Annotated in this window: 24 protein-coding genes; 8 read left to right on the forward strand and 16 right to left on the reverse strand. The window is 65.1% G+C overall.

Annotation, left to right across the window (positions count from 1 at the left end; genetic code table 11):
- Window positions 1–10: 10 nt before the first annotated feature.
- The 6 genes from WBB07_RS29645 to WBB07_RS29670 form a co-directional block, all read right to left on the reverse strand.
- On the reverse strand, window positions 11–1018 hold the full coding sequence (locus WBB07_RS29645; protein WP_526313464.1) for a poly-gamma-glutamate hydrolase family protein: 1008 nt from the start codon (window positions 1016–1018) through the stop codon (window positions 11–13).
- A 54-nt stretch (window positions 1019–1072) separates the two neighbouring features.
- The gene (locus WBB07_RS29650) at window positions 1073–2299 is read right to left on the reverse strand and encodes an Nramp family divalent metal transporter (RefSeq protein ID WP_526313387.1); all 1227 of its coding nucleotides are present in this window, start codon (window positions 2297–2299) and stop codon (window positions 1073–1075) included.
- 65 nt (window positions 2300–2364) lie between these two features.
- Entirely contained in the window at window positions 2365–2622 is a 258-nt protein-coding gene (locus WBB07_RS29655) for a hypothetical protein (protein ID WP_526313389.1), read from the reverse strand.
- A gap of 59 nt (window positions 2623–2681) precedes the next feature.
- Entirely contained in the window at window positions 2682–2930 is a 249-nt protein-coding gene (locus WBB07_RS29660) for a hypothetical protein (protein WP_526313391.1), read from the reverse strand.
- A gap of 15 nt (window positions 2931–2945) precedes the next feature.
- Window positions 2946–3194 carry a hypothetical protein gene (locus WBB07_RS29665; RefSeq protein WP_526313393.1) on the reverse strand — a complete coding sequence of 83 codons (249 nt, stop codon included), beginning with the start codon at window positions 3192–3194 and terminating at the stop codon, window positions 2946–2948.
- Between the two features lie 203 nt (window positions 3195–3397).
- Entirely contained in the window at window positions 3398–4189 is a 792-nt protein-coding gene (locus WBB07_RS29670; RefSeq protein WP_526313395.1) for an SDR family oxidoreductase, read from the reverse strand.
- Window positions 4190–4354: 165 nt separating this feature from the next.
- Here WBB07_RS29670 and WBB07_RS29675 point away from each other — a divergent pair, with 165 nt between their 5' ends.
- Genes WBB07_RS29675 through WBB07_RS29685 form a run of 3 tightly spaced genes read left to right on the forward strand, consistent with a single transcriptional unit; the run spans window position 4355 to window position 6952 of the window.
- A complete protein-coding gene (locus WBB07_RS29675) occupies window positions 4355–5410 on the forward strand; it encodes a type III polyketide synthase (protein ID WP_526313397.1) in 1056 nt (351 codons plus the stop codon).
- Between the two features lie 7 nt (window positions 5411–5417).
- On the forward strand, window positions 5418–5939 hold the full coding sequence (locus WBB07_RS29680; protein WP_526313398.1) for an isoprenylcysteine carboxyl methyltransferase family protein: 522 nt from the start codon (window positions 5418–5420) through the stop codon (window positions 5937–5939).
- Window positions 5936–6952 carry an NAD(P)/FAD-dependent oxidoreductase gene (locus tag WBB07_RS29685; RefSeq protein WP_526313400.1) on the forward strand — a complete coding sequence of 339 codons (1017 nt, stop codon included), beginning with the start codon at window positions 5936–5938 and terminating at the stop codon, window positions 6950–6952. Before WBB07_RS29680 ends, WBB07_RS29685 begins: the two co-directional genes overlap by 4 nt.
- Window positions 6953–6959: 7 nt before the next feature.
- Here the strand turns inward: WBB07_RS29685 and ku are convergent, their stop codons facing one another.
- The 3 genes from ku to WBB07_RS29700 form a co-directional block, all read right to left on the reverse strand.
- On the reverse strand, window positions 6960–7856 hold the full coding sequence (gene ku / locus WBB07_RS29690; RefSeq protein WP_526313402.1) for a non-homologous end joining protein Ku: 897 nt from the start codon (window positions 7854–7856) through the stop codon (window positions 6960–6962).
- A gap of 108 nt (window positions 7857–7964) precedes the next feature.
- The gene (locus WBB07_RS29695) at window positions 7965–8882 is read right to left on the reverse strand and encodes a carbohydrate kinase family protein (RefSeq protein WP_526313404.1); all 918 of its coding nucleotides are present in this window, start codon (window positions 8880–8882) and stop codon (window positions 7965–7967) included.
- Window positions 8879–10297 (reverse strand): mannitol dehydrogenase family protein, encoded by a 1419-nt coding sequence (locus WBB07_RS29700; RefSeq protein ID WP_526313406.1) that lies wholly within the window; start codon window positions 10295–10297, stop codon window positions 8879–8881. The genes WBB07_RS29695 and WBB07_RS29700 overlap by 4 nt, the downstream gene beginning before the upstream one ends.
- Before the next feature lie 124 nt (window positions 10298–10421).
- Between WBB07_RS29700 and WBB07_RS29705 the strand changes: the two genes are divergently transcribed.
- From WBB07_RS29705 to WBB07_RS29725, 5 genes are read left to right on the forward strand one after another with little or no spacing between them, the layout of a single operon-like run.
- Entirely contained in the window at window positions 10422–11441 is a 1020-nt protein-coding gene (locus tag WBB07_RS29705) for a sugar-binding transcriptional regulator (RefSeq protein WP_526313466.1), read from the forward strand.
- Between the two features lie 14 nt (window positions 11442–11455).
- Window positions 11456–12829, forward strand: a complete 1374-nt coding sequence (locus WBB07_RS29710; protein ID WP_526313408.1) for an ABC transporter substrate-binding protein — start codon at window positions 11456–11458, stop codon at window positions 12827–12829.
- A 5-nt stretch (window positions 12830–12834) separates the two neighbouring features.
- Window positions 12835–13791, forward strand: coding sequence for a carbohydrate ABC transporter permease (locus tag WBB07_RS29715; RefSeq protein WP_526313468.1), 957 nt, complete (start codon window positions 12835–12837; stop codon window positions 13789–13791).
- Window positions 13791–14675: a carbohydrate ABC transporter permease gene (locus tag WBB07_RS29720; protein WP_526313410.1), complete on the forward strand. Its 885-nt coding sequence runs from the start codon at window positions 13791–13793 to the stop codon at window positions 14673–14675. The genes WBB07_RS29715 and WBB07_RS29720 overlap by 1 nt, the downstream gene beginning before the upstream one ends.
- A gap of 17 nt (window positions 14676–14692) precedes the next feature.
- Window positions 14693–15772 carry an ABC transporter ATP-binding protein gene (locus WBB07_RS29725; RefSeq protein ID WP_526313412.1) on the forward strand — a complete coding sequence of 360 codons (1080 nt, stop codon included), beginning with the start codon at window positions 14693–14695 and terminating at the stop codon, window positions 15770–15772.
- A gap of 20 nt (window positions 15773–15792) precedes the next feature.
- Here the strand turns inward: WBB07_RS29725 and WBB07_RS29730 are convergent, their stop codons facing one another.
- Genes WBB07_RS29730 through WBB07_RS29760 form a run of 7 tightly spaced genes read right to left on the reverse strand, consistent with a single transcriptional unit; the run spans window position 15793 to window position 22293 of the window.
- Window positions 15793–16761, reverse strand: coding sequence for a sugar kinase (locus tag WBB07_RS29730; RefSeq protein ID WP_526313414.1), 969 nt, complete (start codon window positions 16759–16761; stop codon window positions 15793–15795).
- Complete coding sequence (locus tag WBB07_RS29735; protein ID WP_526313415.1) at window positions 16758–17393, reverse strand: bifunctional 4-hydroxy-2-oxoglutarate aldolase/2-dehydro-3-deoxy-phosphogluconate aldolase; 636 nt, start codon at window positions 17391–17393, stop codon at window positions 16758–16760. Before WBB07_RS29735 ends, WBB07_RS29730 begins: the two co-directional genes overlap by 4 nt.
- Window positions 17390–18526, reverse strand: a complete 1137-nt coding sequence (locus WBB07_RS29740; RefSeq protein ID WP_526313417.1) for a mandelate racemase/muconate lactonizing enzyme family protein — start codon at window positions 18524–18526, stop codon at window positions 17390–17392. The genes WBB07_RS29735 and WBB07_RS29740 overlap by 4 nt, the downstream gene beginning before the upstream one ends.
- A gap of 59 nt (window positions 18527–18585) precedes the next feature.
- The gene (locus tag WBB07_RS29745) at window positions 18586–20190 is read right to left on the reverse strand and encodes an N-acyl-D-amino-acid deacylase family protein (protein WP_526313419.1); all 1605 of its coding nucleotides are present in this window, start codon (window positions 20188–20190) and stop codon (window positions 18586–18588) included.
- Complete coding sequence (locus tag WBB07_RS29750; RefSeq protein WP_526313421.1) at window positions 20190–20930, reverse strand: amino acid ABC transporter ATP-binding protein; 741 nt, start codon at window positions 20928–20930, stop codon at window positions 20190–20192. Before WBB07_RS29750 ends, WBB07_RS29745 begins: the two co-directional genes overlap by 1 nt.
- A complete protein-coding gene (locus WBB07_RS29755) occupies window positions 20927–21631 on the reverse strand; it encodes an amino acid ABC transporter permease (protein WP_526313423.1) in 705 nt (234 codons plus the stop codon). The genes WBB07_RS29750 and WBB07_RS29755 overlap by 4 nt, the downstream gene beginning before the upstream one ends.
- Window positions 21631–22293, reverse strand: a complete 663-nt coding sequence (locus tag WBB07_RS29760) for an amino acid ABC transporter permease (protein ID WP_526313425.1) — start codon at window positions 22291–22293, stop codon at window positions 21631–21633. The genes WBB07_RS29755 and WBB07_RS29760 overlap by 1 nt, the downstream gene beginning before the upstream one ends.

Below are 22293 nucleotides of genomic sequence, written 5' to 3' on the forward strand. Positions count from 1 at the left end.
GGCGGTTTGTTCAGCCGGACCAGGAGCGGGCGGCCCCGATCAGCCCCTGGATCAACGCCGATGTCGCAGGACAGAGTCCGTCGTCACCCGGCATCGCGCTACGCGGGCTGATGCCGCGCACCCGCGGGGGCAGCTCCAGTTGCACCCCACCACGGCGCGGCAGATTCGCCGGATTGTCCGGGTGCAGGCCTCGCAGTTCGGGCGGGATGGCGTTGAGATCGGTGATCAGCTGGTAGCCGGGGACCTCGACATGGGAACCCAGATGAGCGGCCAACGCCCGGTTGCCGCCACCCGCCAACAGGTGGGTGCTGCGCCCGATCCGGCCGTAACCGTGCAGCGAGACGACGGTGTCCACGTGCTCGAGGAAAGCGCGCAGCCGAGGCGAGTCGGCGGGGGAGAACCGCGCGGACCCGAGGTGATGTGGGTAATGGTCGGGATGCTGCACGACATACACCGACGCGCCGACGGCGTCGGCGGCACGTTGGGCGATCACGTCGGTCATCCGCTCCAGGCCGCCGCCGTGGATCGCCATGAACCCGAAGTCGGAGCGCAGTGTCGATGTTTCGCGGACACCGGCCTCGGACAGCAGCGCCGCCAGCGTCGACGGTGCCTCGGGTGCGGCCGGGCCGAGTTTGCGGGGCCAATGGATTGGATCCCAGCGCCGGAGGAACTCCACCCAGCGTTCGGGCAGGCCGTGATGCAGGGCCCCGTCGATGACCCGTTCCAGGTAGCCGGGTCGAGGGGCACCCGGCTCGACCCGATGGTCGATGTAGACCCACGCCTGGGTGGGGCCGGTGTCGGTATCCAACGTCAACCGGTCCCGCCGGTAACGCACCGGGACCCCCTCGGCGCTGTCCAGGGTGGCCAGATCCCGATCGGAGACGTCCCAGATGACGCCGTGCACCCGGGAGCTGACAAACGGCTCGACGGTGGCGACGCCACGCTCGTTGATCAGCCAGTCGTGGTCGGCGAGGGTGGCCGGGCGCGGCGATCCGGCTTCAGGGCAGCGGCGCGCCATCTGCTCCACGCACAGGTTGGACCCGTACGCGAAATAGAGGTGACGGACCGACACTCAGTCCGTCACTGTCAGATAGATGAGCACCACATTCAGCACACTAATCAGCACGGCGACAGCCCAGCCGAGCGCGGTGGTCAGGCGGCTGTTGACGTCGGCGCCCATCACCTGCGGGTCACTGGTCAGCCGCACCAGAGGGATGAGTGCAAACGGGAGCCCGAATGACAGCACCACCTGCGACAACACCAGGGCGCGACTCGGGTCGAACCCCACCCCGAGGACAAGCAGCGCCGGGATCAGCGTCACCAGTCGGCGGGCGAGCATGGGAACCGACACCTTGAGCAGACCCTGCATGATCATCGCTCCGGCGTAAGCGCCCACCGAACTGGAAGCCAGCCCGGAGGCCAACAGCCCGATGGCGAAGAACAGGGCGACCGTCGGGCCCAGGGTGTCCTGTACCGCCGCGTAGGCGCCCTCGATCGAGTCGGTGTTCTCCCGCCCCTGCAAGTTGGTGGCGGCGACCAGGAGCATCGCCAGGTTCACCGCGCCGGCAACCAACATGGCCAGCGCAACATCCCATTTGGTGATGCGCAGCAGCCGCCGGCGAGGTTCGCCCGCCGCGGGATGCCCGTGACGGTCGCGGGCCAGGCCGGAGTGCAGGTAGACCGCGTGGGGCATCACCGTTGCGCCCAGCATGGCGGTGGCCAGCAGCACGCTCTCGGCGCCGTCGAACATCGGGACCAGGCCGGAGATCACCTGTTCCGGGGCCGGTGGCTGCACCACCAGGCTGGTGAGGAAGCCGATCGCGATGACCAGCAACAGGCCGGTGATGACACGTTCGAACATGCGCTGGCCGCGGCGGTCCTGTACCAGCAGGAGCAACAGCGATACCGCGCCGGTGATGATCCCGCCGAGCAGCAACGGCAGGTCGAACAGCAGGTACAGGGCGATCGCGCCGCCGACCACTTCGGCGAGATCGGTTGCCATGGCCACCAATTCGGCCTGCACCCAGTAGGCCAATCGGGTCCGCCGGCGTGTGTGGTCGGCCACCGCTTCCGGTAATGACTGCCCGGTGACCAGGCCCAGCTTGGCGGACAGGAACTGCACCAGTCCCGCCATCACGTTCGCCATGACGATCACCCACACCAGCAGGAAGCCGAACTGGGCGCCGGCGCTGACGTTGGCGGCGACGTTTCCGGGGTCGACGTAGGCGATCGCGGCGACAAACGCCGGCCCAAGAAGGAGGAACCCCGACCTCACTGGTGCTGTGGTGGCACGACTCAACGCCCTGGCTCTCTGTTGAAGTGCTCAAATCAGAAAGTTAGGGTAGACGAAACTTTGTTCAGCGGCTAGCCGAATCCGATGACAAATCCGGGGCCGCCCCAGCCCCAGCCCCAGCCGTTGTTCCAGCCCCAGCCAGGCCAGCCATAGCTCACCGGCGGCGGCGAGGTGGTGATCTGGGCGCTGCCTCGGGTTTGGCACTGGGTGGTCTGCGGGGACACATACACGCACTGCGGCATGGCCGACGCGGGCGGTGAAAGCCAGACCGCCGCCGACAGCGCCAGGGCTGTCAGCGGCGGAATGAGAAGTGTTTTTGACGTGCTCATGATCGCTCCGATCGATGGCACGATTTTACGCTCCGAACAGCACGTTCGACAGTTTGGAACTACGGAAACTCGATGACGTAGTTCGGGAAGTCCCAGTACCGATACGTGAAGCCCGGCCAGGTGGGTGCGCCCATGGCCGGCGGCGTCGTCACGATCTGGTGACTACCCCCGGCAGTGGTGCAGTGGGTGGTTTGCGACGAGACATTGCCGCACTTCGGCGCCGCTGCGGCCGCCGGTGAAAACAGCACTGCCGCTGCCAGCGCCAAGGCTGTCAGCGGCAGTGTAAAAATCTTGGTTGACGCGATCATGACGTCAGGCGCAGGTCAGAGAACCCCGATGCCGCCACCCCAGGGCCACATTCCGAACTGGGTCATGCCGAGCTCGCCGGGAGAGGTGGTGAGCTGGGCGTTGCCCGGGCTCTGGCACACCGTGCTGGAACCGGAGATGATGCTGCCCGCCTGGGTGCAGCTGGGCTGCGTGCTGGGATCGGCCGACGCCAGCGGTGCGGACATGATGGCCCCCGCAGCACCAGCGGCGGCGAGCATGGCGGCGACGGTCAAGGGTGACTTCATTACAGTCCTTTCATTGGCTGCAAGCAGCCTACAGGCCTTTGCCAGCGATGAGCGGTGTGTCCAGCAAGCTTCATCTGCAACACTCCGTCGCTGCCACCCCTGAATGGCATGGACGAGTGGTACCGACGATGGGCATCGGCAGTCCGCGAGTGCCTCGGCCGGTCCGGCACGGCTGGCCACGGGGGGACTGCGGGAGCGGACTTCTACAGATCGGGGATGGGCAGATCCAGGTTGGGGAAGGTGAGGCCTCCGTCGACCTCGAGAGTCTTTCCGGTCAGGTAGCTGGCCGCCGGGGAAGCCAGATACACCGCGGCGGCGGCGATATCGACCGGGTCGCCCAGCCTGCGCATCGGGGTCGCCTTCTCCATCGGGGTGCGCAACTGTTCGTTCTCGGCGACCACGTCCAGGGCCGAGGTGAGGATGGAGCCGGGGGCGATGGCATTGACGCGCACCCGCGGCGCCAAATCCAGTGCGGCAAGCCGAGTGTAGTGTGCCAGTGCGGCTTTCGCAGTACCATAGGCGGCAAATCCGCGGCCGGCCAGCCGCCCCATGGTCGACGTGATGTTGATGACATTGCCGCCGCCGCTGTGCTCCAGCATCAGTGGCACCGCAGCCGAAGTCAGCGCGTGCGCCGTCATCACGTTGAAGGCGAAGGCATTTTTGAAGGCTTGTGTCGGGGTGTTCAGCAACGGTCCCGGCATGGTGCCGCCGACGTTGTTCACCACCACATCGAGTTTGCCAAAGGTCTCGACGGCGACGCTCGCCAAGCCGGCGGTGGTCTCGGGTTGGGCCAAGTCGCCGACAACAACATGGGCTCGCCGGCCGGCGTCTCGGATCTGGTCGGCTACCGCCTCCAGTTCGGATTCCGTGCGCGAGGCGATCACCACGTCGGCTCCTGCCTGCGCGAATGCGACGGCAATGGCTGCACCGAGGCCGCGGCCCGCGCCGGTGACGACGGCGACCTGGTCTGTGAGGCGAAATCTGTCGAGGATCATCGCGGCACACGGTAACAACCCCCGACGCTGTTCTGTGGCACATTGCGGAAGGTTTCTGGAACAGGTTCTAGTTGCCGACTCTGGCGACTTCAACGTGCGATTGAACCAAGTGTGAGCCGCGGACGTAACCAACCATATGAATGTTCTACGACTTAGCCTGAGCTGATGACCGACGACAAGACGCCCGCGATTTCGGCGGTGGCGGTGGAGTTTCCGCCACACCGCCACTCCCAGGCAGATGTGATCGCCGCGCTGGCGGACTTCGCCGGCCCCGAGTTCCACCGATTCGCCGCCGCCGCCGGCGTGGAGCACCGGAACCTGGCGCTGCCCCTGGCGCGCTATCCCCAGTTGACCGGTTTCTCCGAAGCCAACGCCGCCTACCTCGAAGTGGCGCTGGAGATCGGCGAGCGGGCGCTGCTGTCTGCGCTGGACAAGGCGGGCCTGCAACCCGCCGATGTCGACATCATCTTCTCCACGACCGTCACCGGTCTGGCGGTGCCCACCCTGGAAGCACGCCTCGCCGGACGTGTCGGACTGCGGCCCGACGTGAAGCGCGTCCCGCTGTTCGGGTTGGGATGCGTCGCAGGCGCGGCCGGTGTCGCCCGTATGCACGACTATCTGCGCGCCTTCCCCGACCAGGTGGCGGTGCTGCTGGCTGTAGAACTGTGTTCGCTCACCGTGCAGCGCGATGACATGTCGATGGCGAACCTGGTGGCCTCCAGTCTGTTCGGCGACGGTGCCGCAGCTGTGGTGGCCACCGGTGCCAACCGGACTTCCTCCAAGTCCGGCGGACCCCAGGTGTTGGCCACCCGTAGCCGGCTCTACCCGGACACCGAAAACGTGATGGGCTGGGACATCGGCACCCAGGGATTCAAGATCGTACTGTCGGCCGACGTACCCGACGTCGCCGAGAAATACCTCGGTGAGGACGTCACGCTGTTCCTCGCCGAGTTCGGCCTCAAGACCACCGACATCGGCACCTGGGTGTCTCACCCCGGTGGCCCGAAGGTGATCGACGCGATCGAGAACGTTCTCGAACTTCCCGCCGATGCGCTGGCTCACACCCGGACGTCATTGCGCAACAACGGAAATCTGTCCTCGGCATCGGTACTGGACGTGCTGCGGGCCAACTTGGCCGAGCCGCCGGCGGAAGGCACCTACGGCATGATGATCGCGATGGGGCCGGGCTTCTGCTCCGAACTAGTCTTGCTGCGCTGGTAGGGGGGCCGTGTACTACCTGTTGATCCTGGCCGTCGCCGTTGAACGGCTCGTCGAACTCGTCGTCTCCAAGCGAAACGCCAAATGGGCCTTCGCCCACGGCGGTAAGGAATACGGGCGCAAGCACTACCCGGCCATGGTGATCATCCACGCCGGCCTGCTGATCGGATGTGTGGTCGAGGTCTGGGCGCTGGACCGGCCGTTCATTCCCTGGCTGGGATGGTCGATGCTGGTGGTTGCCGTGCTGACCCAGGTGCTGCGGTGGTGGTGCATCACCACCCTCGGTAAGCGGTGGAACACCCTGGTGATCGTGCTGCCAGACGCGCCACTGGTGAACACCGGTCCCTACAAGTACAAGTGGCTGCACCATCCCAACTACCTCGTTGTGGTCCTCGAAGGCATTGCGTTGCCACTGATCCACACCGCCTGGATCACCGCCATCTGTTTCACGGTGGCCAACGCGTGGCTGCTCAGTGTGAGGATCCGGGTGGAAAACCAGGCGTTGGGATACACCGCGCCGAGCAAGGTATGAGCGGCTACGACGCTGATGTGCTGGTGGTCGGTGGCGGCCCCGGCGGCCTGGCAACCGCGCTACACGCACGGGCCCTTGGCCTTTCGGTGATCGTGATCGAACCCCGGGAAACCCCGATCGACAAGGCGTGTGGCGAAGGGCTGATGCCCGGCGGGCTGGCGCAGCTGGCCCGACTCGGAGTCGATCCGGCGGGCATGCCGTTTCGAGGTATCGCCTACTCGGACGGAAAACGGCGCGCCGAAGCCAACTTCCGTGACGGTGTCGGTCGCGGTGTTCGGCGCACCACCCTGCATGCCGCCATGGCGACCCGGGCCAAAGAGGTGGACACCACGTGGGTGGCGACCAAGGTGACGTCGGTGGCCCAGGACCCTGACGGGGTGACCGCCGCCGGCATCCGGGCGCGCTACCTGGTGGGAGCCGACGGGCTGCACTCGGTGGTGCGCCGGTCGGTGGGAATCGGCGCGGCGGTGGGCAGCCCCCGACGGGTGGGGCTGCGCAAGCACTACCGGATTCCGGTGTGGTCGGACTGCGTCGAAGTGCACTGGTCCCCATACGGTGAGGCTTACGTGACGCCGGTGGAACCCGACCTCGTGGGAGTGGCCATCTTGAGTACCGGGCGCGCCGACCTGAATTGGTTCCCGTGGCTGGCAGAGCGGCTCGAGGGCGTCACGCACGGCGGCGAGCGGGGCTGCGGGCCACTGCGACAAGTGGTTTCACGACGAGTCGCGGGCCGGGTGCTGTTGGTCGGTGACGCTGCCGGCTACGAGGACGCGCTCACCGGCGAGGGGATGAGCCTGGCGGTGAAACAGGCCGGAGCTGCTGTTGCCGCGATCGCTGCGAACCGGCCGCAGGACTACGAGAAGGACTGGCATCGGATCACCCGGCGCTACCGGCTCCTGACCCGTGGTCTGGTCCTGGCCACGGCGAGCCGATTCGGCAAGCAGGCCATCGTGCCCGGTGCGGTCGCCCTGCCACCGGTGTTCCGCTTGGCGGTCAACACCCTGGGACACTAGCTCCCGGTCACCGGCTCGCCTTCTTCGCCGGAGCTTTCTTGGCGGCCTTCTTCGCGGGAGCTTTTTTGGCCGGGGCTTTCTTTGCGGACTCGGCGTCCCCGCCCGACGATTCGGCCCGGCGCTTCTTCACGCTGGCCTCCAACTTGGCCAGCAGATCCGAGACATCTTCGGTGTCGTCGAGTTCCTTCGGCTGCTCCTCGGCGGTGAACGCCTCACCGCCTTCGAGCTTGGCCTCGACGAGCTCCCGCAGCTGCTCCTGGTAGTCGTCGTGGAACCGGTCGGGGTTGAAGTCGTCGGCCATCGATTCGACCACCTGCCCGGCCATTTTCAGTTCGGCGGGCTTGATCTCGACCTTCTGATCGAGCACCGGGAAGTCGGGATCGCGGATCTCGTCGGGCCACAGCAGCGTGTGAATGGTCATCACGTCGCGCTTGTTGATGTCCATCACCCGCAGGGCGGCCAGTCGGGTCTTGTTACGCAGGGCGAAGTGCACGATCGCCAGCCGGTCGGTGTCCATCAATGTCTTGGCCAGCAGCACATACGACTTCGACGACTTGGAATCCGGCTCCAAGAAGTAGCTCTTGTCGTACATGATCGGGTCTATCTGGCTGGCCGGCACGAACTCCAGCACCTCGATCTCGCGGCTGCGTTCCTCGGGCAACGTGGCGATGTCCTCATCGGTGATCACCACGGTCTGGCCATCGTCGGACTCGAACGCCCGACCGATGTCGCGGTACTCGACAACTTCACCGCACACCTCGCACACCCGCTTGTACCGGATGCGCCCGTTGTCCTTGGCGTGTACCTGATGGAACTTGATGTCATGGTCCTCGGTGGCGCTGTAGACCTTGACGGGGACGTTCACCAAGCCGAAGGCAATCGAACCCTTCCAGATGGACCGCATAGGCCAGTATGGCCCAGGTTGGCCTCCGCCAAACGCCGCGAACCTGAACTCTGGGCGGAAAAACCGCGGTCTGGGCGCCCGGAGTGCAAGTTCGATGAGAGACGGCGGTTACGTAGCGGCGTCCAGCGTTGCCCGATCGGGGAGCTGGGCACCGGCCTTGGCGACGGTCAGGGCCGAATTGAGCACGGCCGCGCCCAACACCGACTGCAGCTGGTCAGCGGTGATGGCACGCAGCGCCGGCCGGTTGTCGGCGCCGAGTAAGCCCAGCGTCCACAGCGAGTCCAACAGCCCCGTCATGAACGAGTCGCCGGCGCCCACGGTGTCGACCACCTCGACCGCGCGGGCGGGCAGCGACACCGCACCGGACTGTGCGACGGCAAAGGCGCCGTCGCCACCCCGGGTGACCGCGACGAGCGCCGGGCCCGCCGCCAGCCACCGGCGGGCCACTTCCTCGGGTTCGACGCCGGGGGCCAGCCAGCGCAGGTCCTCATCGCTGGCCTTGACCACATCGCTCTTGGCGACCAGACGTTCGATCCGGTCCCGGGCGAGGTTGTCATCGGTGATCAGGTCGGTACGTACGTTGGGATCAAAAGTCACCGTCGCCGACACCCGGTAGGTGTCCAGCAGCGCCGACACCGCCCGGCACCCGGGTTCGAGCACGGTTGCGATGGAGCCGGTGTGCACCACCAGTGGCGGCCCGACCTCCGGCGTGCCGGTCAGCTGCCACGACAGGTCAAACGTGTAGGTGGCCGCACCGGCGGCGTCGAGCCGGGCCCGTGCCACCGGGGTGTGCTCGGCGCTGACGCTGCCGGCCACCAGGGAGACCCCGGCCGAGGTCACGTATTCGGCGATCCGGCGGCCGCGGCTGTCGTCTCCGATGTGGGTGAGGAAGTCGACGTCGCGCTCCAGCCGCGCCAACCCGACCGCCACATTGAGCGGGCTACCGCCGACATGCTCTTCGACGCCGTCGCGTGTATCTCCTTCGATGATGTCGATCAGGGCTTCACCGATGACAAGTGCCCTCATCCGCGCAGAGCTTCCAGCGTCGCCCGCGACCCGTCGCGATGCAGGGAATCGAGCGCCCACAGGTAGGCCTCGACGAACCGGGGATGCTGGGCGAGATCACCGAACAGGGCGGTGTTCTGGATGAAGGCCAGCGGGTTCTGGAGCTGCGACTGCGCGAGTGGGATCAGCTGATCGGCCAGTTGGTCGACGACGTCGATGGGCCGGCCTTGTTCGTCGACCCCCTCGGCGTACCGCGCCCAGCTGGCAACGATCGCCGCCGACAACCGGACGGGCCCACCGGTTTCGAGGTTGGTGCGGATCACCGGCACCAGCCATTTCGGGATGCGGTCGGAGGAGTCGGCGCACAGCCGGGCGATCGTGTCGCGTACACCGGGATTGGCGAACCGCTCGATGGCCGTGCGTTTGAAGGCGGGCAGGTCGATACCCGGAACCGGTTGCAGCGTCGGGGTGGCCTCGGAATCCATGTAGTCCAAGAGGAATTCGGCAAACAGCGGATCTGCGGCCGCATCGTGCACCAGCCGGTAGCCGGCGAGGTGGCCGAAGTAGCAGATGCCCTGATGGCTGGCATTGAGCAGGCGGAGCTTCATCAGTTCATAGGGCGTGACGTCGGCGACTGTCAGGACACCGACGTCCTCCAGTGGGGGACGGCCGTCGACAAAGTTGTCCTCCAGCGCCCACGACGTGAAAGGCTCTGCCACCACGGGCCATTGGTCTTCGACACCGTCTTCGGCGGCCAGGGTGCTGATGACGTCAGGGGTGGTCACGGGAGTGATCCTGTCGACCATCGAGTTCGGGAACTTGGTGTGCTGGGTCATCCACTCCGTCAGGCCGGGGTGGTGGAGGTCGGCAAAATCGGTGAAGGCCTGCTGCGCGACGTGACCGTTGCCCTCGATGTTGTCGCAGGACACGATGGTGAACGACGGGATGCCACGATCCCGGCGCCGGGCCAGCGCGGCGGTGACGAGACCAAAAACGGTGTTCTGGTGGTCGCCGTCGTCACCATCGCGGATTTGGTAGCCGCCCTCGGTGATGGTGAGCGACACGATGCGGGTGCTGGGTGCGGCCAGCAGTTCGATGACGGCCTCGGGATCGTCGGGGGCATAGCGATAGTCGACGATCGAACCGATGACCCGGACGTCGCGGCTGCCGTCGGGATTGACCAGTATCAGCGTGTACAGCCCATCTTGGGCGGTCAGGGCGTCGCGCATTTTTTGGTCCTGCGGCAGGACGCCGACACCGCAGATGCCCCACTCCCGGGCGCGACCCTGCTCCAGCAGCTGGTCGATGTAATACGCCTGATGTGCTCGGTGGAATCCGCCGACACCAAAATGCACGATGCCGACTCCGATCCCGTCACGGTCGTAGGTCGGTTTGGCGACCGCCAGCTTGGGCAGATTCGCACTGTTCAGTTTCATGAGCGCACCACCCCCCTGACGTTACCGCTGCGGTTCGAGGCTCTGCGAACTGTTGTGTGCGTCACATTTTCTATGTTAGCGTGGTGAGCATCTACACGCATCCATGAGCAAATGCTCACGGATGATGGAAAGGCGGGCACACGTGGCACTGGTCGGCGGCGCAGAATCCGGGGTCAAACCCGAGGATCTGCGGTTGGCGTTGCGTGCGGCCACCATGTATTACCTGGACGGGTTGACCCAGGCTGAGATCGCGCAGCGGCTCGGCGTCTCGCGACCCACCGCGGGCCGGCTGGTGGCACGCGCCAAAACCCGCGGGCTGGTGCGGATCGAGATCGTCGTACCCGCCGACCTGCGTGATGACCTCCACGCCGAAGAAGAGCGGGCGCTTGAAGAGCGGTTCGGGCTGATCGAGGTCGTCGTCACAGGGCACGGCATCGACGTCGGAGCGCCGGGGCGTGCCGACGCGTTCGCCAGCGTCGGGCGCGCGGCGGCAGCACTGCTGTCGAGGCGGCTGGCGCCCGGGGACACGCTGGGATTCACCTGGGGTCCGGAGATCGTCGCCGTGGCGCACGCACTGCCCGCCGGGGTGGCGACCTGTCGCGCGGTGGTCCAGCTCGACGGCTCCATGGCTGGACCCTCGGCAGGTAACTATCAAACCGGAACCGAGTACATCCTGAGCCGCTGCGCCGAGGTGTTGCGCGCCGACACCTACCGGCTGCCTGCGCCGCTGTACGCCGACCCCGCCACCGTCGACTCCATCCGCAACGACTCGGGAATGTCACGCACCCTCGAGGCCGGCCGCAAGGCCGAGGTGATGATCTTCGGCATCGGCGCCGTCTCGACATCGACGACCCTGTTCGAAGGCAGCTTCCTCGACACCGGCATGCTCGACGAACTGATCGCGCTCGGCGCCGTCGGTGAGATCGGTGGCCGCTTCTTCGACTCCGAGGGGCTCCCCGTCGACAGCGAGCTCCAGCGCCGAGCGGTGTCGGTTGCCTTGGAAGACATCAAGACCTGCCCTGCCACCATCCTGGTATCCAGCGGCGCCACCAAGCACAGCGCCACCCTCGGCGCGTTGCGGGGCGGGTTGGCGCGCTTCCTGGTCTGCGATATCGATTGTGCCCGTTGGCTGCTCAGTCAGTAGAAGGAGAGATTCCAGTGAAAGCACAACGAAGAGCGCTGCACCGACTGGCGGCCTGTGTCTCGGCGCTGGCACTGACCTTCGTCACCGGCTGTGCGGGCGCGGGCAGCCTGGGTGCCTCCGACAACGAGGTGACCATCGCTCTGGTGTCCAACTCCCAGATGACCGACGCGCAACAGCTGTCATCGCGGTTCGAAGCCGAAAATCCCGGAACCAAGCTCAAATTCATCACGCTGTCGGAAAACCAGGCGCGAGCCAAGATCACCATGTCAACGGCCATGGGCGGCAGCGAGTTCGACGTGGTGATGATCAGCAACTTCGAGACCCCGCAGTGGGCCAGGGACGGCTGGCTGACGAACCTCTCCGAATACGCCCAGAAGACACCCGGATACGACGAGGACGACTTCATCTCCTCGCTGCGGGATTCGCTGTCCTACGAGGGCGACATGTACGCGGTGCCGTTCTACGGCGAATCGTCATTCCTGATGTACCGCAAGGATCTCTTCGAGCAGGCTGGCATCCAGGTCAACGAGGATCCCAACTACCAGCCCACCTGGCAGGAAGTGCGGGACTGGGCCCAGCAACTCAAGACCGACAACCGGGCCGGGATCTGCCTGCGCGGCAAGCCCGGCTGGGGTGAGGTGCTGGCTCCGCTGAACACCGTGATCAACACCTTCGGTGGTCGCTGGTTCGACGAGGACTGGAACGCCCAGCTCAACAGCCCCGAAGTCAAAGAGGCCGTCAACTTCTACGTAGACACCCTTCGGGAATCCGGTGAACTCGGCGCCGCCTCAACCGGATTCCAGGAGTGCGCCAACCTCTTCGGCCAGGGGCAGACGGCCATGTGGTACGACGCCACTTCCGCGGTGTCGGTACTCGAGGACCCGAACTCCTACCCGGAACTGCAGGGCAAGATCGGCTACCTGCCCGCGCCGGTCGCGGAGAAGCCGGACTCGGGCTGGCTCTACACCTGGGCGCTGGGCATCCCGAAGGGGGCCAAGAATCCCGACGGGGCCTGGAAGTTCATCTCGTGGATGACCAGCAAGGACTACATGAAACTGGTTGGGGAAGAGCTGGGCTGGGCTCGCGTACCACCCGGCAGCCGGACATCGACCTACACCGACCTGCCGGAATACGAGGCGATCTCCCAGTCCTACGGGCCGCTGACCCTTAGTTCGATCGAGAACGCCAGCCCGAATGAACCGACGGTGGAACCGGTGCCCTACACCGGGGTGCAGTTTGTCGGAATTCCCGAGTTCCAGGACCTCGGGACCCGGGTGAGCCAGCAGATCAGCGCGGCGATCGCCGGACAGAAGTCCGTCGACGATGCGATGGATCAGGCCCAGGCCTACGCCGAGGTGGTCGGCAAGACATATCAGGAGAACCAATGACTCTCATGACTGATACCGGCACCGATACCGATCAGGCGGCCCGCGTACGAAAGATCAGGGAGAGCCAGAACGTCGGCGTGAGTCGCGCCGAAGGCTGGCGCAGGCGTGGACCGTTGCTCCCGGCGTTGATCTTCATGATCGTCGTCACCCAGATCCCGTTCGTGTTCACGCTGTACTACTCCACCCTGTCCTGGAACCTGGTGCGGCCCGGCTCCCGTCAGTTCGTCGGGCTGGACAACTACATCGCGGTGGTCCAGGACAGCCAGTTCTGGTCGGTGGCCATGAACACCGTCATCCTGATCGTCGGGGTGGTCGTCATCTCGGCGTTCCTGGGCCTGCTGATCGCGCTGCTGTTGGATCGGGCGTTCCTGGGCCGCGGCATCGTGCGGACCCTGCTGATCACCCCGTTTCTGGTGACACCTGTTGCGGCGGCGCTGATCTGGAAGACCACCATTCTCGACCCGACCAACGGCATCTTGAACTGGGGGCTGTCACTGGTGGGGATCGGGCCCGTCGACTGGATCGGGCAGTTCCCGTTGGCGATGGTGATGGTCGAATTGATCTGGCAGTGGACGCCGTTCATGATGCTGCTGATCCTGGCCGGTCTGCAGTCGATGCCGCGGGACATCCTCGAAGCCGGCGGCGTCGACGGTGCCACGGCGTTTCAGGCGTTCCGCGAGTTGACGTTGCCGCACCTGCGGCGCTTCATCGAACTGGGTGTGGTGCTCGGTGCGGTGTATCTGGTGAACACCTTCGATGCGATCTACATGATGACCCAAGGTGGCCCGGGTATCGCGAGCTCCAACCTACCGTTCTACATCTACCAACGTGCGTTCCTCGGCTTCGACATGGGCCAGGCCGCGGCGATGGGCGTGGTGGTGGTGCTCTTCACGATCATCATCGCGAACTTCGCTCTTCGGTTGATCTTCAAATCGTTCTCCGGCAAGGAAGAGGCAGCCTGATGACCGCTCCCAATGTGGTGGACAACGCCGAAACCGACACTGCCAGGACCGGTTCGGCCGTTGCCGCCAAAAAGAAAACGCAAAAGCTCGGCCCGTGGGGTGTGGTCGCCTGGCTGGTCGGCCTCGGGTTCTTCTTCCCCGTGTTCTGGATGATCCTGACATCGTTCAAGCAGGAAGGGGACGCGGCGACCACGCCACCGAAGCTGTTGTTCACCCCGACGCTGGATCAGTACGGGGCGGTCTTCAACCAGGGCATCGGCCCGGCGATGCTGAACTCGGTGTTCGCGACCGGGCTCTCGACGATCCTGGTGCTGCTCCTCGGTGTTCCCGCGGCGTTTGCGCTGTCACTGCGCCCGGTCCGCAAGACCCAGGACGCGTTGTTCTTCTTCATGAGCACCAAGATGCTGCCCATCGTGGCGGTGATCCTGCCGCTGTATGTGATCGTCTCCAATATCGGTCTGCTGGACAATATCTGGGCGCTGGTGATCCTCTACACCGCGATGAACCTACCGATCGCAGTGTGGATGATGCGGTCGTTCTTCCTGGAGGTTCCCGCCGAACTGCTCGAGGCCGCCAGCCTGGACGGCGCCAGCCTGTGGCGCTCGGTCCGTGAGGTGATCCTGCCGCTGGTCTCACCCGGCATCGCGGCCACCGCGTTGATCTGCGTGATCTTTGCGTGGAACGAGTTCTTCTTCGCGGTGAACCTGACCGCGGTGAACGCATCGACCATGCCTGTGTATCTCGTCGGCTTCATCGCCGGTGAGGGTCAGTACTGGGCTGTGTTGTCTGCGGCCGCCACCATGGCAGCACTTCCCGTGATCCTCTGCGGCTGGTTTGCGCAGAACAAGCTGGTTCGCGGACTCTCCTTCGGCGCAATCAAGTAAAGGAACGGAAAATTTCCATGGCCTCAATCGCTTACAAAAACGCCACCTGCATCTACGAGGGTTCGGACAAACTTGCAGTGGACTCACTCAACCTCGACATCAACGACGGTGAATTTGTCGTCCTGGTCGGCCCGTCCGGATCCGGTAAGAGCACCGCGCTGCGGATGCTGGCCGGGCTCGAAGAGATCGACGAAGGCGATATCGAGATCGGCGGCAAGAACATGAAGGGGGTGCCGTCCAAGGACCGTGACATCGCCATGGTGTTCCAGAACTACGCGCTCTACCCGAACAAGACGGTGGCCGAGAACATGGGCTTCGCCCTCAAACTCCGAGGCGTTCCCGCCGACGAACGGCGCCGCAAGGTCGAGGACGCCGCCAAAGTGCTCGACCTCACCGAGTTCCTGGATCGCAAGCCTGCCAAGCTCTCCGGCGGTCAGCGCCAGCGGGTGGCGATGGGCCGGGCCATCGTGCGGGAACCGCAGGTGTTCTGCATGGACGAGCCGTTGAGCAACCTCGACGCCAAACTGCGGGTGCAGACCCGCACCCAGATCGCGGCCCTGCAGCGGCGTCTGGGCACCACCACCGTCTACGTCACCCACGATCAGGTGGAGGCCATGACGATGGGTGACCGGGTGGCGGTGCTGCGATTCGGCAAGCTGCAGCAGTTCGCCACCCCGGCCGACCTCTACGACAAGCCGGCCAACGCGTTTGTCGCCGGCTTCATCGGTTCGCCGGCGATGAACCTGATGACAGGTCCGATCGTGAGCACCGGGGTCAAGATCGGTGAGGACTCCACGCTGGAGCTCGAGCGCGACCAGCTCGCGGCACTGAAGTCGGCTGGACTCGACGAGGTGACCGTCGGTATCCGTCCCGAGCATCTGGAGGTGTCCACCAGCGGCGGTATCGACGTCGTGGTGGACCTGGTGGAGGACCTGGGCAGCGAAACCTACCTGTACACCCATGCCGCGCCGGGGGTGCAGCTGGTGGCGCGGTCCATCACCCGGGCGCCGGCCCGCCTCGCCGAGACCGTTGAGCTGCGCAAGGTTCCCGACAGCGCCGTGCACTTGTTCCATCCGCAGACCGGGGAACGGATTTAGCTGGACGGAGAGCGCGCGCGTCAGCGACTGACGGGATCTACGTCGCCCTGGCGTAGCCGAGCCAGATCTTCGCGGGTCGGGTTGGCTTCCCAGTCACCCGGACCGGTACAGGCCAGAGCTCCACACGCTACGGCGGTTTCGATGATCGTGGGCAGGGAGCAACCGCGCGCCAGCTCGGCCAACCAGCCGGCCACGAACGCGTCGCCCGCACCGACTGTGTCGATGACCGGCACCGGGATGGCCGGTCGCGACTCGTGTTCGCCGTCTCGTGTCGCTGCCACCGCTCCCCGGTGTCCTCGCTTCACGATCGCCTGTCGAGCCCCCATTTCGAGCAGCGCATCGAGTTGTCGCTGGGTGCTCTCGTGGCCGGTGATCAAGCTGGCTTCGTCATCGCCGGCGAACACGATGTCGGCGCGCTCGGCCAGCTTGCGGTAGCACGCTGCGGCGAGCTCGTCATCGGTCCACAGTGAGCTTCGGTGGTTGACGTCGAAGGACACCAGCGTTCCCGCCGACTTGGCATGGTCGATCGCAGTGTTGACGGCGGCCCGAGGGTCGGCACCCAACGCAGCTGAAATCCCGGTGATGTGAAGGATCTTTGCGCCGGCGATGACAGTGGCCGGAATGTCTTCGGGACGTAGCCGGCTGCCGGCTTGAGCGCTGCGATAGTAGCTGACCCGGCTGGTCCCCGGGTACGGACGATCTTTGAGCATGAGCGCGGTGGGGACGTGTGGATCCACCGCGGCATGGGTGTCCACGGCCTCGGCGCGCAGTTCACGAATGATCATGGCCCCAACTGCGTCTGGACCGATCCTGCCGATCCAGCCGGCAGCGCCACCGAGTCTGGCGATGCCGATGGCCACGTTGCTTTCCGCACCGCCGAACCCCAGACGCATACGCCCGGCGTGCTGCAAACGTCCTGGATCGTCACAGGTGAGCAGTCCCAGGCTTTCACCTACGGTGACGGTATCGAGCCGGCGAGCTGTCGTCATTGCGGTCTCGTTGCCCGACACGCTGCGATCGCGTCGCGCGCAGCGGCAGCGACGGCCGCAGGACCACCTTCGGCCGCGGCGGTGATCCAACTACCGCTCACGGCAAAAACTGTTGGTTGTGACAAGAATTCGGTCATCGTGTTCCTGTTCACCCCTGCCGATGGCATGAATCGCACGTCCGGATACACCTCTGAGTAGGCTTTGAGCATCGCGTGCGCGTCCACCGCCGCGGCGGGAAAAAGCTTGAGGTGGGTGAGGCCCAGTCGTGCTGCGGCCCCCACCTCGGTCGGGGTGAGCACGCCGGGCACCACCGGATGACCCGTGGTGGCGACGTACTGCACCAGGTCACGGTCGAGCTCCGGTGCGACGATGAACTCGGCGCCGGCATCGAGCGCCTGGCCGGCTTGCGCGACGCTGAGCACCGTCCCGGCACCGACCAGAAGATCTCCGCGTGCCGCAAGTCGTTCGATCGCCCGCAGGCCGAAAGGGCCCCGCAGGGCCACCTCGACCACCGGGAGCCCTGCGGCCACCAGACCGTCGCCGACAACATCGATATGCGCTTCAGTGCGCAACGACGCCAGCGGGATGATCGGATGATCCAACATCGGGTGACCCACTGTGGCGGCTGTCATGAGGCGTCGGCGAAGGTCGGGTTGGTTCCATAGCGCTGCAGGGCATCTGGGTCGAGAGTAACGCCCAGGCCTGGTGCGGACGGCACCGTGAGCAATCCTTCGCTGTCGAGTGACCAGCCACCGGTCACCAGTTCGTCGATGTAGGGTGCTCCGGTCTTGTATTCGACGAGGTCGGTCCCCGACAGCGCTGATGCGAGTTGCAGATCGGCGGCCAGTCCCACCGCGGTGTTCCAGCCGTGCGGCACCAATCGGATACCGCGATCCTGTGCGGCCCAACCGATCCGGCGGGATTCGCTGAGGCCGCCGCCCTTGGTGGAGTCGGGTTGCACGATGTCAAAGGCTCCGGCTTCCAGGTACGGTGCAAACGACTGCCGCCGAGTGAGTACCTCTCCGCCACTGATGGGGACGCGGGAATATGTTCTCAGCGCGACGAATCCGTCGATATCATCAGGCGCCAACGCTTCCTCGAACCAAGCTACCCCGTAGCTGGCGAGCATATCGGCGGTGCGCTTGGCCCACGACAGGCCGCCGGGGAAGAACGCTTCCGATCCTCCGGCGTCGACGGCCAGCAGCCGGTCGCCGACTGCCTCCCGGGCCGCTGCGACAGTGCGTTCGTCGGTTGCGAAGTCGACGCGTCCGAACTTCCACCATCCGATCTTGAAGGCGGTGAAGCCCTCCTCGACGAGTGTGGTCAGGTTCTGGGACATCACCGGAGCTTCGTCCATCAGCACCGAGGCGTAGGGACGCACGCGCTCACGGTAGCGGCCGCCGAGCAGCCGACCGACCGGCTGGCCGAGTGCCTGGCCGGCCAGGTCCCACAGTGCGATGTCGATGGCGCTGGTCGCGTGCGTCAAGCTTCCACCCCTGCCCATCCAAAACGCATTCTGGTGCAGGGTTTCGGTGAGTCGCTCCACTTCGAGCGCACTCTGTCCGACGAGCTGGGGACGCAGAAGATCGATGGCTGCGCGGACCAAGCCTTCGGAGGTGAATGCACTGCCGATGCCGACCTGACCCGTGTCGGTGTGGACGGCGACAAGGGTGTGCACCACGTCGTCGGGTTGCAGTTCGTTCGACCAGCCGCCCTCCGGGGTGGCGCCGCGTAGTCCGCAGGTGTTGATGTGGGTGATCTTCATCTGTGCTGTTCTCCTCGTCATTTGCCTGCCGCGGTCGGCGGGCCGGATGTCGTTGATTGTCAAGGGTTATGGGGCAGCATGCGTCCGGGCCTGTGCCCGTTGTGGGTGGCGTCGGTGACGACGGGGACGCCGTTCACCCAGACGTGACGGGCGGCATCGGCATACTGCTGGGGCATCGTCCAGGTGTTTGTGCCGGCCAGGATTTCGGGATCGAGCACCACCACGTCGGCGAAGCTGCCTTCTCTCAGGTAGCCGCGGTCGGCGATGCGGAAGTGGTCAGCGACCATCCCCGTCATCCTGTGCACCGCGTCCTCCAGTGTGAGAGTGCCGGTCGAGACGTGGTGCGCCAGATAATGGGTGTGCCCGTAGTAGAACAGCGGATCTCGGGTACGGGCACCCAGTGGACCGCCGCGGTGTGTGGTGAACGCGTCGACGCCGAGCAGGAAATGATCGTGCGCAATCGCCTCGGCCAAGTGATCGTCGGTGAACAGTTCACCGAGCAGTTGGACACCGCCGATATCCTCTCCGGCGGCAGAAAGGACGGTGAAGAAACAGTCCCATTCGTCTGTCCCGCTCAGTTCGGCAATCTCGGGGAAGGTGAGTCCTTCCCACTGCGGATGGGAGGGGCTCACGTTGAGCCGGACGCGCTCCCACTGTCCGCGATGGACAAACCGCCAGTAGCGATCCGCGTCATCTCGGACGCGGGTGCGAACCTCGGCATCGGCGAGGAGTGCGGCTACCTCGGCCGCCGGGCGGTCGGCCAACCAGGGCGGCAACAGCCCAGAAGCCAGACCGATTCCGTGCGGATAGGGCGTCATATCGGCTAGGACATCGACACCCCGCTGTCGTTCGCCGACCACCCGCTGGGCTGCCCGCTCCCACGCCCCGGGTTCGGCGCCCGTGTTGTGCCGCACGTTTAGGTGCGAGAGTTGGGCACGCGCTCCGGAACGATGCACGATGTCGAAGAATTCGTCGACAGCTGTAGCCAGTTGAGCGTCGCGGTTTCGAATGTGACTGGCATACATGCCGTTTCTTTGTCCGACAACGCGGGCGAGATCTGCGAGCTCATCTGCGTCGGCGAATCGACCTGAGCCGTATTCCAGTCCGCTGGACAAGCCGATGGCGCCAACATCCATGGCATCTTCGAGTAGGCGGACCCGCTCGCCGTGCTCGTCGACGCTCTCTGCCGCTGCACGGGACCGCGCCGCGGTTCGTAACGCCGTATGACCGACGAACCAGACCAGATTCTGCGCGGTACCGGTGTCGTGCACGAGTTGAATCAGCTCGCCGAAACTGCGCCATTGCACAGGATCCGAATAGCCCAAGGAGCTCAATGCGCTCTGAGCCGTAGCGACGTCGGCGGGGTGCAGCGGAGCATAGGTCACCCCGCAATTGCCAACTACTTCGGTCGTTACGCCTTGATGCACGGTGCTGAGGGCGTCGCGATTGCCCAGGATCGACCAGTCGCTGTGACTGTGGGGGTCGATGAACCCGGGAGTGACGATCATGTCGTCGGCGGTCACCGTCCGCTCGGCCCTCACGTGTGGGGAGGTGCCGAGGTAAGTGATCCGGTCGCCGCGGATGCCGATATCGCAACGTGTGCGAGAATTCCCGGTTCCGTCGATGACTTCGGCGCCGGTGATGAGGGTGTCGAGCAGCGACATCAGAGCACCTTGCTCAGGAACTCGCGTGTCCGTTCCGCCTGCGGCGCGCTGAACAATGCCTTCGGTTCCGCTGTTTCGACGATGAGGCCACTGTCCATGTAGATGACGCGGTCGGAAACCTCACGGGCGAAGCCCATCTCATGGGTCACGACCACCATCGTCATGCCCTCGGAAGCAAGGCCTTTCATGACGGCCAGTACTTCTCCGACGATCTCCGGGTCCAGCGCTGAGGTGGGCTCGTCGAACAGCATGATCTTGGGGTCCATCGCCAACGCCCGCGCGATGGCGACTCGCTGAGCTTGGCCGCCAGAGAGCGAATCGGGGTAGGAGTCGGCTTTGTCGGCCAACCCGACCCGGCCGAGAAGAGTGCGGGCTCGTTCCGCGGCGTCGGATTTGCTTCTGCCGAGCACCCGATGCGGTGCCAGCGCGATGTTCTGCAGTGCGGTCATATGGGGGAAGAGATTGAAGTGCTGGAAGACCATCCCCACGTCACGTCTGACCACCGCCAAGTCGGCGGTCTTTTCCTGCGGGCCGAGGGTGTGGCCGTTGATCACCACGTTGCCGTGCGTCGGGCGTTCCAAACCGTTCATACAACGAAGTAGCGTGCTCTTGCCGGATCCGGACGCCCCGATGATGCAGACGACTTCACGCTCTGCCACTTCGCACGAGACGCCGTGCAGCACCTCGTTGTTGCCGAAGCTCAGCCGTAAATCGTTGACCTCGATCATCTTCTTGGTCATTTGTTCGCTCCTGTGGAGGTCAGGGCGTCGGTGACACCCGGGGTCGGTACGTGTACACCCAGTCGTCGCTCGTAGCGGCGGCCCGCCGTGGACAGGGCGTAACAGATGACGAAGTAGAAAGCTCCTACCACCAGATACGTGATGATGGGTTCGGCGGTGAGTGAGCTGACGATGTTCCCGGCGCGAGTGAGTTCGATCAGGCCGATCACCGCGACAAGAGAGCTGTCCTTGATGAGGATCACCAGGAAACCGACTCCCGGCGGCACCATCACGCGGGCCGCCTGAGGCAGAATGACCCAGCGCATCCGCTCCAGGTACGGCAATCCCAGTGCTTCGGCCGCTTCGAACTGGCCACGCGGGATCGCCTGAATGCTGCCGCGTACCAATTCGGCGATGTACGCCGAAGCGAAGACCGATAGCGCGATGACACCTGCCCAGTACTCGGGCAGGCTGCTACCGGGTGAGAGCAGCGGAATGCCGAAGTAGACGAAGAAGATGATGAGCAGGACCGGGATGCCACGGATGAGCGCAACGTAGGCCGCGCTCAGCCACCGTAACGGCCGGATACTTCCGGCTGACATGAGCCCGACCAGCAGTCCCAGCAGGCCGCCGAACAGTAGTGACAGGACACAGATCTGGACGGTGACCACTGCGCCTTCCATGATGAGTGACATGTGCTGCCAACCGAAGCCCTCGAACATCACGCCACCTTCCACTTGATGAACCTGGTCTCGATCAGCCGTGAGCAACTTGCGATGAGGAATGCGACGCCGAAATACATCAGCCCACCCACGGTGAACGTCTCGATGGTGCGGAACGTGGTGGACGTGATCCCCAACATCGCGTGCATCAGATCGGGGAGCGCCACCACCGACGTGATCGAGGAGGCCAGGAACAGCAGGATGGTCTGGTTGGTTATTGCTGGCAACACATTTCGCATTGCAGGCGGAAACTGCACCCGCCAGAACGTATCTCGACCACTCAACCCGAGCGCCGCTCCTGCCTCGTGCAGCCCCTTGGGCACCGATTCGAAGCCGGCGCGGTAGATTTCGGCCATGTAACCGGCATTGTTGACCGAGAGCGCCAGCACCCCGGCAGCGATCGGGTCGAGGTTGACGCCGGCCTGCGGGAGCGCAAAGTAGATGAGGTAGAGCTGTAGAAGCAGTGGCGTGTTGCGAATGACTTCGATGTAGGTCGCCGACAGCACCCGCAGTATCCGCACGTGCGAGCGCCGCCCCGCGTAGAGGAGTATTCCGAATGCCCCGCCTGCGATGGCCGCGGCGGCGCTGACTGCGATGCTGATCGCCAGACCGGTCAGCAGTGGCTCCAGGTAGGGAATGATGTCGCCGTAGTAGAGCTGCAT

The sequence above is a fragment of the Mycobacterium sp. genome (genome assembly GCF_049647605.1).
Classification (GTDB): domain Bacteria; phylum Actinomycetota; class Actinomycetes; order Mycobacteriales; family Mycobacteriaceae; genus Mycobacterium.